This is a genomic window from Yersinia artesiana, assembly GCF_902726545.1.
Taxonomy (GTDB): Bacteria; Pseudomonadota; Gammaproteobacteria; order Enterobacterales; family Enterobacteriaceae; genus Yersinia; species Yersinia artesiana.
On the sequence record NZ_CACVAD010000084.1, the window covers coordinates 1 to 12,443 of the forward strand.

Genomic DNA, 12,443 nt, shown 5'->3' on the forward strand with positions numbered 1-12,443 from the left:
TAATGAAACAATGAGTCAAGATATTCTCATCGCTCTGCTGAGATTACTGCCTTATCGTGGAAATTTACTTTCATCATATAACCACAAAATTTAATTACCACCAAGAGGATTATGTCAACAAAAAAAATTATAGGATTGATAAATTAATGCTAACACTGTGATTTATTTCCATATTCCCCTTGATATACCCAAGGGGAATAGAAAATGCGAGTTATTACATGAAGAAATCGACTTTCCCGCCATTCAGATTATACATGCTACCAACTATTTTTATTTTCCCTTCTTTCTCTAATTTATTAATTATTTCACTATTTTTACGTATCTCATCAATAGTGTGCTTCACATTACTTTTCGCGACCGCATCAACATATTTTTCGTTCTTCCCGCTCTTCTCGCCATCAAATTGAGTTGCCTCAATAGCTGGTTTGATTTTATTAAGTAGACCAGTCAAATTACCAAGTTCAACATTATCGATAGCCCCTTTGACGGCTCCGCAAGCAGTGTGCCCCATGACCAAAATAACTTTTGCACCTGCTGCAGCACAAGCAAACTCCAGGCTACCTAACAAGTCATCATTAGAAATGTTACCGGCAATTCTGGCATTGAATGTTTCGCCAATCCCCGTATCGAAAATAATTTCCGCAGGCGCGCGGGAATCAATACAACTCAAGATAACGGCTGCAGGGAATTGCCCCTCCGCACTGCTGCGTTTTTGTGCGAGATAATCGTGTTGCTGCATCTTTCCAGAAACAAATCTTGTATTACCTTGCTTCAAACTTTCCACTATCTGCTCAGGGGTTAATTTATCTCGCTCTTCTCGCGTCAGAGACGCGGCATACGATACTTGAGGTAACCCTAGTCCAATCCCACCAATAACACTCGCTGCAGTGATTCCTAAAGCTGCTTTTAGCATGCTCCGTTTGCTATTTGGATGACTATCTTCTGAACAACAACCCGTTATCTTACCCATACTCTCTCCTTGAAACTATTGTTGTCATTTTCAATGACTGCATAATTAATGAACAGCACATTAAATGTAGTACATCCACCTTGTTTTACGCGATAGCCCAAAGATTGATTGCGAAAAATCAGCCTTTTCTCTATTTTCTAATAGCCTGCGTTATAAACCGCGATTCAGGTCTCGATGATGATCCCTCATCCACTGTGCCAGAGAGTCCAGTGTTGGCTTTAATGTTTTCCCCAAAGAAGTAATCTCATATTCAACCCGCGGTGGTACTTCGGCATAGATCTGGCGATGAACCAACCCACGTTGCTCGAAAGCACGTAGCTGTCGGGTCAGTTCTTTTTGAGTAATAGGGGTAATCGCCCGCTGTAGCTCGCCAAATCGAATAGGTGCGGCAGTCACTATCAAACGATAGAGAATAGGTATTGCCCACTTCCCAGCAATAAGTTCAACAAATTGCACCATTGGGCATTTTTCCTGCTCAATGGCACTATCAGGTACCGATTTATTTTTAGGTGTCAGGGGCTGATAAGTGGTCATTACATTCCTATTGCATCATTAGTATCAAATTGGTACCTACTATACTTTAGATACTTTTATATTAAAAATGGTCTTCCACTGCTACCAAATGGAAGGCTCACCATGAATCGTTTAAAAGATAAGTATGCGCTGATTACCGGGGGGACTAGCGGTATTGGGTTGGAAACTGCGCGCCAGTTCCTGGCTGAGGGGGCGACTGTCGCCATCACCGGGCGGAGTGAAACAGCATTGCAGGCAGCACGCTATGAACTCGGAGAACGTGTTTTATTGCTAAAAAGTGATGCCAGCAATATCGCAGACCAATTGCAACTGGCCGCTAAACTAGCTGAAAGCTGGCCACGTCTGGATATCGTTTATATCAATGCTGGTGATGTTACTCATAATCCAATAGAAGAGTGGGATGAAGCGAGCTTTGAGCGGGTGCTGTCAACCAACCTGAAAGGCCCTTTCTTCCTGCTGCAATCATTGCTTCCACTGCTGGCTAACCCAGCCTCGGTCATTCTTTGCGGTTCGGCAAGTGTTCATATTGGTTTACCGCAAAGTAGTGTTTATGCCGCCAGCAAAGCAGGGCTGCTATCACTTGCTCGAACCCTGTCAGGGGAATGGGCTGAAAGAGGAATTAGAGTTAATGGATTAAGCCCTGGGCCAACACAGACTCCAGCATTACAAAAATTGGGGTTATCGGGTAGTGAAGAAGAAAAACTGACTGAGCAAATTCGCCAATTGGTGCCAATTAAAAGAATGGGTACTGCGGCTGAAATTGCTCACGCAGCGGTATTTCTGGCTTCAGATGAATCCAGTTTTGTCGTCGGTACTGAGTTTCGGGTCGATGGCGGCGTGAGCAGCCTTTAAGCTATTCCCGCGCTGTGCGGTCTATTAAATAGAGGCAACACGGGTTGGGCCAGCAACCCGTGTTCATCTTGTTAAGATGTTTGAACAAAACGCTCAAGTTGCCTGCGCAATTGGTCGTTTTCTTTCTTTAGCTGCTCAATACGTTCAAGCAGCGTCAAGGTCATAGCCACACCAGACCAGTCCAAATCCAACTCATGTTGCAAGCGCCGGGCGCGTTTAAGGTTGTTCAATGCATTCGCATCAAACACCCAAACCGTGGCCTCGGGTTCTAATGGCATAATCACACCTAACCCTACAACCTCGACCAACTCATCTTGCATGATCCCCGTTGACTGGCATAGCTCAGTCACAGTGTAGGTGATCTCTATTTCAGCCATAATCTGTTACTCCCATCCAGTCCGAGGATTAAATGCTGCCTGCTCTGACAATTGCTGCCAAAGCGCCCGCGTTTTCTCGTCTGGTTTCGGTGGCATAACCACTTTGAGGATTGCGTACAGATCGCCCGTTCCTTTTTTGCTGACCAGACCTTTGCCTTTAATGCGCAAACGCTGCCCACTTTGGCTACCTGCCGGGATAGTTAAAGCAATTTTCCCCGTCAATGTCGGAACCTCAACACTGGCCCCCAATGCCGCTTCCCACGGGGCTAACGGCACCACTATTTGTAAATTCTGACCATCAATATCAAACAATGGGTGCGGCGCAATGCGAATGATCAGGAATAAATCACCATTGGCTCCGCCTGCAATGCCAGGTGCCCCCTGCCCTTTAAGACGGATGCGTTCGCCATCACCCACACCGGCAGGAATTTTTACTTTCAATGTCTTAGAGGTTTCAGCACCAGGGAAGCCCGATGCATCAATGGTCGGGATCTTGTAAGAGATAGAACGTGTTTGTTCAGTTAATGTTTCTTCTAAAAAGATGGGTAATTCCATCTCAAGATCCTGTCCACGAACCCCATGAGATGCCCGATGAGATGAGTGTTGCGCTGAAGAAGCGCGGTTACCAAAGAAGGATTCGAAAAAGTCCGAGAAATCATGAGTACCGCCACTGGCACTGCTGTGCCACTGTCGACCACCGGTATTGTATTGATCAAACTGATGTTGACCAAACCCAGGGTCATTACGGTGCAATCTTAATTGGTCATATTCAGCTCGCCGTTCAGCATCTTTTAATACTTCGTAAGCCTCGGCAACTTCTTTAAATTTACTTTCAGCATCAGCTTCGGAACTGACATCCGGGTGGTACTTACGTGCCAGCCTGCGATAGGCTGTTTTAATCTCTTTTAGGGACGCCGTGGGCTCGACACCCATTACGGCATAATAGTCTTTGAATTCCATGCGGTAATATCCTTAAGTTCATTACTTGATTAGGTATATCCCCATCAGACTTAGATAAAACCTATTTATGTCTATTTTCAATTTTTTCAACCCCATCAAGTGGGTAAACCTAACAGTAAACTATAGCGCTAACTGCCTATTTGTGGGCAATCAGTATCTATTTGTAGCGACATATTCATCCTATAAGCATTACAAATCATATAACTGATCTGAACACTTATTCGCAGCAGTCAGGATTCTTTTCTGATTAACCTGCTTTACCGAAGAGCGAATCACCAATCTACCTTGCAGGAGGGTATTACTGATAGGGGCGTCGGGCCGCAACAAACGCCGTTGCAATAACTGGATAGCCTCTGCTCCCAACTCGTCACGCGGAACATGCACTGCTGTCAGCGGAACATCATGAATCTCAGCCAAATTAAAACCGTCCATGCTCATGACTGAAACTCTCTCCGGCACATTTATATTTAATTTATTCAACGCATTAACGGCGCCCACTGCCATATAATCGCCCCCTGCCAGAATAGCCGTAGGCAGTTGGGTGTTATCTTCACAACTCGCAATAAAAGCGGCGATCGCCTGCTCGGCTTCTTCTGCGCCAAAACCATGAGTAGTCACCAGATGTTGGTTATCATCAAAATGCATATTATTGTTGGCGAAAGCCTCTTTAATCCCCACCAGCCGCAATTCCATCGTGTTACGCCGTAAACATTGCAACGTCAAAATACGTCGATGCCCTTGCTGTATCAGATAGTTGGCAGAAAATTCGCCAATCGATTGATGGTCAGGCGAAACACTGTCCAATGACATTTCCTGGTCACGACAATTAATCAGTACCGACGGTTTATGCACGCTCGCCGCTAATGCATGGATACGCGGATCATCAATACCAATAATGATGGCTGCTTCCGTCTGAGGATTCGTCATTTTCTCCAAAAATAGGGAAATATCGCTGTGCGTTTCAGACAATCCGCAGTAGCGAATCATCACCTCATGCTGACTGACGGCTTCAGTTATTCCCTGAATGACTTTGTAGTAAAAGATATCAGTGCGCACATCAAAAGCCCGGTGTGGCGCAAATACCATCATGTTATTGAGCATTAACCGCCCGCTAGATAAATTCTGCAAAATTCCCTGCGACTGCGCATAGGCCATCACCCGCTGTTTTGCCTTCGCGCTGGTATTCGCTTTACCGGCTAATACTCTGGATACAGTGCTAATTGAAAGGCCGGTCTGATTAGCTATTTCTTGTATTTTTAGCTTTCCATTCATTTTGTGATCTCTCTCAAATTAGCAAATGAAAAAATTTTCATGGCCGGTAAATCGCTTATTCAGGGCATTACAAAATATAAATGCTGAAATATCAGTCAGCTTATGAAAATTTTTCCAAAAAAATGCGTATTAAAGCCAATTTAAGCTAGCTACCTTGTTTTGGTAAACCAATTTTAAAAACTTATCAGTCCGGTTAATTTTGATTAAATATAAAAATACTAACAATATCAAATGATTGTATTTTTAGCTAAATTTAGTGTGATTAAAATCACATGAAAACTCAGCGTAATCTTAATAACCAAAAATGGATCTTACCAAAATAATAAGTTGGTCAGGTTAATTTGCTACTGACCAACACCAGGAGGCTGGGATGAGTGTTGAGATTAATCAATCCGCGAAAGTTATCGGGCGACGGAAAATAAAATCATTGCGCTGGTGGATGCTGGCGCTATTTCTACTTGGGGTCACTGTTAACTATATTACCCGTAACTCACTAGGCATTTTGGCCCCTGAGTTAAAAACCAGCCTGAATATGACCACTGAGCAATATTCATGGATAGTGGCATCATTCCAGTTGGCTTACACCGTGTTTCAGCCGCTCTGTGGTTGGTTAATTGATGTTATCGGTTTAAAAATGGGGTTCCTGATTTGCGCCAGTGTTTGGGCCGTGGTGTGCATGATGCACGCCGGAGCGGGCACCTGGTTTCAATTAGCCGTATTGCGCTTCTTTATGGGCAGTGCCGAAGCCGCGGCCACACCAGCCAACGCCAAAGCGATTTCTGACTGGTTCCCGAAAAAAGAGCGCCCTATTGCGGCTGGCTGGGCTGGCGTGGGCTTCTCCATTGGCGCGATGCTGGCACCACCGATTATCGTGCTGGCCCATGTGGCACTTGGCTGGCAAGGCGCATTCCTCTTCTCCGGTGCGCTGGCTTTAGTTTGGGTGTTGTTATGGTGGCGTTTTTATCATTCTCCAGATACTCACCCCAATCTGAGTAAAGAAGAGTTTGAACTGATTCATCAGGATAATGAACCAGTTCTGCCACGGCTGCCATTCCTTAAATCGTTAGCGATCCTTAGCAAAAACAAGAAATTCTACGGTATTGCTATCCCCGCATTTCTGGCGGAACCCGCCTGGGCTGTATTTAGCTTCTGGGTTCCGCTGTATTTGGCGACCGAGCGCGGTATGGACTTAAAACAAATCGCCATGTTTGCCTGGTTGCCCTTCCTCGCGGCGGATATCGGCAGTGTTGCCAGCGGCTACTTAACCAAGCTCTATCAAAAATGGTTCGGTTGCAGCCGCATTAACTCAGTGGTAGCCAGTTCAGTCACCGGTGCTTTTATGATGGTTTCACTGGCTTTTGTGGCCATCACTAAAGACCCGTATCTGGCGATTGCATTGATCTCCATTGGCGGCTTCGGTCATCAGGTTATCTCCTGCATGCTCAGTGCATTAGTGGTTGAATCTTTTGATAAAAACCAAGTGGCTACTGTCAACGGGCTACGAGGATCTTCGGCCTGGATAGCCAGCTTCTTGTTTACTTTATTGATTGGCGCCGTGTCCGACAGCATCGGCTTCAACCCGCTGTTTATCGCCATGGGCTTCTTCGATTTGATTGGTGCCGTGTTCCTGGTCTCCCTGTTTGCTGAGCGCCGTAATAAAAATCAACCGGCAGCCTGATGTAATCCCTTTGAGAGAAGAGCTGTAATGAAAACATTAAAAAACTGGCTGTTAATCAATGAATACCCCGATCATCTGGAACTGCTGGTCGATGACCGTCATATATTTTGTCTGTATGTATTAGAGCCTGGTCTCTGCCGGGTACTGATTAAACGTAATGGCGAGCTGGCATTGAATCGCACCTGGAGCATAGCACCAGAGGGTGATGTGCCGTGGTCTGGGCGTGATCGTCTGAGTCTGGCGGGCTTTTCTGTACCGGGTTATCAGTTGGAGCACCATGAGCAGCAGTTGATAGTGACCACTGACTGCTTGCGAGTCACCATTTATCAACCGCTGCACCTGGCATGGGAATATAAAAATCAACACGGTAAATGGCAGCCACTAGCGGCAGACAGGCCAACCAGTGCTTATCTTTTCAGCCCGCAGGGAGAAGCGATTGCTCACTATCAGCGCCGCTATCCCAATGAGCAGTATTATGGGCTGGGTGAGAAAGCTGGCGATCTTAACCGCGCGGGCCGCCGTTTTGAAATGCGCAATTTAGATGCTATGGGCTATAACGCCGCCAGCACTGATCCGCTCTATAAGCATATTCCTTTCACTATCACCCGCCGCGGTGATGTCAGCTTTGGTCTGTTTTATGACAATCTCAGCAGTTGCTGGTTGGACTTAGGTAACGAGATTGATAACTACCATTTGGCCTATCGGCGTTACCAGGCCGAAGCTGGCGACCTTGATTACTATATGTTCCTCGGCCCGAAAGTGCTGGATGTGACGAAAGCCTTTGTGCGCCTGACCGGTAAAACGCAATTTGGCCCTAAATGGAGCCTCGGCTACAGCGGTTCCACCATGCACTACACCGATGCTCCCGATGCTCAGGTGCAGTTACAAAAGTTCATTACTTTGTGTCAGCAGCATGATATTCCGTGTGACTCATTCCAGCTTTCGTCCGGCTATACCTCCATCAACAATAAGCGCTACGTCTTTAACTGGAATTATGACAAAGTACCGCAGCCAAAGGTGATGAGTCAGGCATTCCTGCAAGCAGGAATCAAGTTAGCCGCCAATATCAAACCTTGTCTATTGCAAGACCATCCTAAGTATCAAGAAGTTGCCGAGCGCGGACTCTTTATTCGCGATGGTGAAAGTGGGCTACCGGAGCGCTCGTCATTTTGGGATGACGAAGGCTCTCACCTCGATTTCACTAACCCGGAAACCGTGGATTGGTGGCAGGAAAATGTCACTAAACAGCTATTGGAAATGGGGATTGGCTCAACCTGGAATGACAATAACGAATACGAAGTGTGGGATGGCGAGGCGCGATGCAATGGATTTGGTGAATCCATTGCCATTAAACACATCAGGCCGGTGATGCCTTTGCTGATGATGCGTGCCTCAATGGAGGCTCAACAGGCATTCACACCAGAAATGCGTCCATATCTGATATCACGATCTGGCTGTGCCGGAATGCAGCGCTACGCCCAAACCTGGAGTGGCGATAACCGCACCAGTTGGCAAACCCTGCGCTATAACATCCGCATGGGGCTGGGCATGAGTCTGTCCGGGTTATATAACCTCGGCCACGATGTGGGCGGTTTTTCCGGCGACAAACCGGAAGCAGAATTATTTATTCGCTGGGTACAAAACGGCGTTATGCATCCACGATTTACCATTCACTCATGGAATGACGATAACACCGTCAATGAGCCGTGGATGTACCCCGCTGCCACACCAATGATTCGCGATGCAATGGCATTGCGCTATCGACTATTACCTTATTTTTACACCTTGCAATGGCAAGCGACTCATGATGATGAGCCGATGTTACGCCCAACTTTCCTCGATCATGAGCACGATAGCTGCACATTTAAGGAAAATGACGATTTTATGTTGGGTCGTGATTTACTGGTCGCCAGTGTGGTGGAACCGGGTCAACGGCAACGTCAGGTCTATTTACCGGATAATCATGTAGGTTGGTATTGTTTCCATACCGGCCAATGGTATAGCGGCGGGCAAACCATTGTGTTAGATGCGCCACTCGAGCGCCTGCCTCTGCTGGTGCGCGCCGGTGCTGCACTGCCACTGTCTCGACGTATTGCTTTCGTGAATGCAGAACAAGATACCCAACGCGAACTGGCGCTTTATCCCACCAAAGGGGGCGGCCAATCCAGCGGGATGCTGTTTGAAGATGATGGCGAGAGCCACCGTTGGCAGCAAGGGGCAGCATTGTGGTTGAGCTGGCAAGTGACAACCGACAATCACCGCATTGATATCATTTTTCAACGCACGGGGAGCTATCAACCCGCCTGGCATGAATTGACCATTAATTTGCCAGCACATGAGTATCGTGAGTTATACATCAATGGCATTGCCAGCCGTCAATTGCAGTTAAATCAGCTCAGCTAGTACGTTGATTGGTAGGGAAATACAGCGGCGGGTTCTATTCCAGAGCCCGCTTATTTCTCATATCAATCACTAATTGATTAGCGCAAGAGTTTTAATGCACCCGTCAATGAACGCACCCACTTCTCCGGCCCAACCAATCCCAAACCGTCCAATTGCTCATCAGCTAGCGAACGTAATGGAAATGCCGCTTCGTAAGCTTGAAAACTGTGCATCGAGCGCGCAAATGCAGGAAAAGGCACAATCGCCCGCTCATGGGTGGCCGCTAAAGCTTTCAGCAATACATCTCTCATCTGCGCAGCATTCGCCTGCAAAATAGGTACCGGCAATTTTGAGCTAACATCAATTTCTTGCCCTGCCGCATCGGACAATGCCGTCCCTGCCAATTGCGGAAATTTAGCTGCCAGACCAATCCCCACCGCGCTGGTGGTGTTGGCAATCAAGCCAACCGGAAGCTCGGGATTAACGATAATTGTGATACGTATTTGATCTGCCACAGCCATACCCTTTTGCCAATAATGATGTGCACAAGATCATATATCTCCCGCGTGGGTAAGTGCTTTCTTTTATCAGCTTCATTCAGCTAATATTGGTAAAACATACCCAAACAAAATAATAATCAGGTAGAAAATGCCATCATCACTGATAACACCGGCAGATATCAAAATTCTCAAACAATTGCAGCACTCTGGCCGGATGACCAACCAAGAGTTGGCCGATAACGTGGGAATGGCGACTTCTCCGTGTTGGCGACGGGTGAAGCAACTTGAAGAAAGCGGCATTATTACCGGCTATCAGGCCAATATTGATCGCCGGAAAATAGGTTTGGGGATTTTGGCCTTTATTCGGGTGAAAATTGACAGCCACAGTGAGGAAGAAGCGAAGTTGTTTGAAATGCAGGTTGGAGCGCTAAAACCGGTGATTGCTTGCTATGCCGTCGCAGGAGATGCCGACTTCCTGCTACAAGTGGTTGCCGAAGACCTCGACAGTTTCTCCACTTTCGCGATGTCGGTTATCCGCCGACTTTCGGGGATTAAAGAGATGCAAACAACATTCGTCCTGCGCGAAGTAAAACCGCTGGATCATTTGCCGCTGGAATAAGCCAAACGGTAAGACATCAACCGATGCCTCTTATCTACTTTTCTACGCAGCCAGCACCCTGTTGCGCCCTGACGCTTTGGCGCGATAGAGCGCCTCATCCATGCGTTTAAACAAACTATCAGTGTCTTCACCCACCTGATGTTGCGCAACTCCGATACTGACCGTGAGCTGTGGCAAGTTAGGTTGGCAGATCATCTGAATGGTTTCTCTAATAGATTCAGCCAATTGCAATGCCCCCTCCAGATTAGTGGAGGGCAGAAGAATCGCAAACTCCTCGCCGCCCCAGCGGAAAACAATGTCGCACTCGCGGATGATAGACTCCAGTGTTCTTGCCAGGAAAATCAGGACTTCATCGCCCTTATGGTGCCCAAGTTGGTCGTTAATATTTTTGAAATGATCAACATCCAATAAAATCAAACTGAAATTTTGGCCGTAACGCTGGCTTTGAGCATGAGCATGCTCGACCAAAGGAAAGAACTGACGCCGATTACCTAAATCTGTCAGTGGATCTTTCAGAGCAGCATGTTCTAATGCCTGTTCAAGCCGTTTTTGTTCCGTAATGTCATGAATAATACAAAGCATCAATCTTATGCCATCTAACTCAACTGGCCCGGCATAGGTTTGGACATGACGGGTATTTCCATCCGCTAATTTATGAATAAAATTAAGTGGCTTATGTCCGCCCGGTAATTTGGCGACCTCATTCATGACAGGCAACACATCCTTGCCCATACTATTAATTTCCCAGGTGTGTTTCCGACACATTTCATCCCGCGAATAACCATAGAAACGGGTTGCCGCCTGATTAGCATCAACAATGAGTCCCTCTTTCGACGGATCTATCAGTAGCATTGGCGCTGTATTGGTACTAAAGAATTGCTCGTAAAAACTCTCTTCACTCCGGGAATAGGCTTTTGCCACCAGTTTGGGGCTGCTCGGCTGAGTTACCACACTTTCTGAAATATAAAGTCCTTCGAAAATAATAACCGCACCATAGGGTTCGAGCTGAGTTAAGGAGAGTCGGCAACTCAGAGGAAAGGCATTTTCTTCTGTCTGGATAGTCCAAATTTCAATTATGGGGTCATCAACAGCCAGAGCAGGAAGATAGGCATTCAAATGCTGTTGCGCATGCGCTGAAAATCGTCCATTACGCATGTGCAGCAACTGAATGTCACCGGAAATTTTTCGGGCTTCCTTATTAGCAAAAAGTATTTCCTGATTTTTAGGTAATACCAGCCAAATAGGGGTACTCAAGATATTTAATGCATCTAAGTCAGTTGCTACCATAGGAATACCGAAAGATATTTGGCATAAAAATAGAATACAACTAATTCACATTTTTAGAACCCTGGTTTTTACACAACCCATCAACTCTAGCTATCCAGAATGGAAGTTCCATAAGAATTATCAATTGTGCAGATCCAACTGCCATCGTTTTCATGACGAAAAACATAGGTTGCACGTCGAGTCGTAGTCACCACCCCACCCTGCTCATCAGGAAAATGCAACACCGTTTCCATAATAACCAAAGCATCTCCAGCACCTTCGATAACCTGCATTTCACCCTGCTCAACCACAAGTTGATTCTTAAAATGGTCAGAAATAGCGATAAAGGCTTTTCGAATATTATCCTTGCCTCTGGCAATCATCCCTGGCTTGATGACCAGCGCGGCATCCTGCGCATAATACTTCATCAACTCATCAAAGTTCCTCTCAGAGATTGCTTTGTCACATGCTTCGATAACTTGACGTATTGGATGTGCGTTCATTGAAAATAGCTCCATAAATGGGGAGAGCGGGTATAGCCTGAAAATATTTCGTAGATGGGGTTTACCAGCATCATCACTGTCATCATAAAGGATATGCAATACAGGTAAAGCAGTGATTGCAGCACGCTTAAGCGTGGGGGGATTGCATATATTTATAGCTAAATTAAAAAAATCCAATATTCCACTGCCACCTAAATTCCCCCATAAATAAAATAATTCGTTTTATGTAAATAGGCTGTTTCACGAATTAACTATTATTCATTAATCTTCTCAACCAATATTAGGTAACATCAAAACATCCATTTCAGTTTTTAGGATATTTCTTGGATTTAAGAAGTATATTTATCGACCTAAATAAGAAAAAGCCTATTTTAACTCAGGTACATTGTTTTGGGAACATTTTAATGTACCCTCGATATATATCACTGCGTTAACAGTTGATGTTAGTTTTATGATCCAGGGTTTATTTTAAATATTGATGCTAATTCATTAAAAATGCTAAGCATTATTGCAATGGCATAGCTAACTAT

12 protein-coding genes are annotated in these 12,443 nt (G+C 45.8%); 4 read left to right on the forward strand and 8 right to left on the reverse strand.

The features are described 5' to 3' along the window. Positions 1 to 214: 214 nt before the first annotated feature. Together HU019_RS19465 and HU019_RS19470 are read right to left on the reverse strand one after the other, a co-directional pair. Positions 215 to 970 carry a carbonic anhydrase gene (locus tag HU019_RS19465; RefSeq protein ID WP_174847759.1) on the reverse strand — a complete coding sequence of 252 codons (756 nt, stop codon included), beginning with the start codon at positions 968 to 970 and terminating at the stop codon, positions 215 to 217. A 150-nt stretch (positions 971 to 1,120) separates the two neighbouring features. Continuing rightward, positions 1,121 to 1,504: a winged helix-turn-helix transcriptional regulator gene (locus HU019_RS19470; RefSeq protein ID WP_174847760.1), complete on the reverse strand. Its 384-nt coding sequence runs from the start codon at positions 1,502 to 1,504 to the stop codon at positions 1,121 to 1,123. Positions 1,505 to 1,606: 102 nt separating this feature from the next. On the opposite strand from HU019_RS19470, the gene HU019_RS19475 reads away from it, so the two are divergent. Further along, a complete protein-coding gene (locus HU019_RS19475) occupies positions 1,607 to 2,356 on the forward strand; it encodes an SDR family oxidoreductase (RefSeq protein ID WP_174847761.1) in 750 nt (249 codons plus the stop codon). A gap of 71 nt (positions 2,357 to 2,427) precedes the next feature. Here HU019_RS19475 and cbpM read toward each other — a convergent pair whose 3' ends face one another. The 3 genes from cbpM to HU019_RS19490 form a co-directional block, all read right to left on the reverse strand. Then, complete coding sequence (gene cbpM / locus HU019_RS19480) at positions 2,428 to 2,733, reverse strand: chaperone modulator CbpM (RefSeq protein ID WP_174847762.1); 306 nt, start codon at positions 2,731 to 2,733, stop codon at positions 2,428 to 2,430. Positions 2,734 to 2,739: 6 nt separating this feature from the next. Continuing rightward, a complete protein-coding gene (gene cbpA, locus HU019_RS19485; protein ID WP_174847763.1) occupies positions 2,740 to 3,693 on the reverse strand; it encodes a curved DNA-binding protein in 954 nt (317 codons plus the stop codon). Between the two features lie 189 nt (positions 3,694 to 3,882). Then, positions 3,883 to 4,965, reverse strand: coding sequence for a LacI family DNA-binding transcriptional regulator (locus HU019_RS19490; RefSeq protein ID WP_174847764.1), 1,083 nt, complete (start codon positions 4,963 to 4,965; stop codon positions 3,883 to 3,885). A gap of 370 nt (positions 4,966 to 5,335) precedes the next feature. On the opposite strand from HU019_RS19490, the gene HU019_RS19495 reads away from it, so the two are divergent. Beyond that, positions 5,336 to 6,643, forward strand: coding sequence for an MFS transporter (locus HU019_RS19495; RefSeq protein ID WP_174847765.1), 1,308 nt, complete (start codon positions 5,336 to 5,338; stop codon positions 6,641 to 6,643). 27 nt (positions 6,644 to 6,670) lie between these two features. Then, positions 6,671 to 9,046: a glycoside hydrolase family 31 protein gene (locus HU019_RS19500; protein ID WP_174847766.1), complete on the forward strand. Its 2,376-nt coding sequence runs from the start codon at positions 6,671 to 6,673 to the stop codon at positions 9,044 to 9,046. A gap of 77 nt (positions 9,047 to 9,123) precedes the next feature. Here HU019_RS19500 and HU019_RS19505 read toward each other — a convergent pair whose 3' ends face one another. Then, the gene (locus HU019_RS19505; RefSeq protein ID WP_174847767.1) at positions 9,124 to 9,546 is read right to left on the reverse strand and encodes a DUF2000 domain-containing protein; all 423 of its coding nucleotides are present in this window, start codon (positions 9,544 to 9,546) and stop codon (positions 9,124 to 9,126) included. Between the two features lie 127 nt (positions 9,547 to 9,673). Between HU019_RS19505 and HU019_RS19510 the strand changes: the two genes are divergently transcribed. Continuing rightward, entirely contained in the window at positions 9,674 to 10,144 is a 471-nt protein-coding gene (locus HU019_RS19510) for an Lrp/AsnC family transcriptional regulator (RefSeq protein ID WP_174847768.1), read from the forward strand. Between the two features lie 42 nt (positions 10,145 to 10,186). Here HU019_RS19510 and HU019_RS19515 read toward each other — a convergent pair whose 3' ends face one another. Both HU019_RS19515 and HU019_RS19520 read right to left on the reverse strand, forming a co-directional pair. Then, positions 10,187 to 11,431, reverse strand: a complete 1,245-nt coding sequence (locus HU019_RS19515; RefSeq protein WP_174847769.1) for a sensor domain-containing diguanylate cyclase — start codon at positions 11,429 to 11,431, stop codon at positions 10,187 to 10,189. Between the two features lie 86 nt (positions 11,432 to 11,517). Next, on the reverse strand, positions 11,518 to 11,913 hold the full coding sequence (locus tag HU019_RS19520) for a YybH family protein (protein WP_174847770.1): 396 nt from the start codon (positions 11,911 to 11,913) through the stop codon (positions 11,518 to 11,520). Positions 11,914 to 12,443 lie beyond the last annotated feature (530 nt).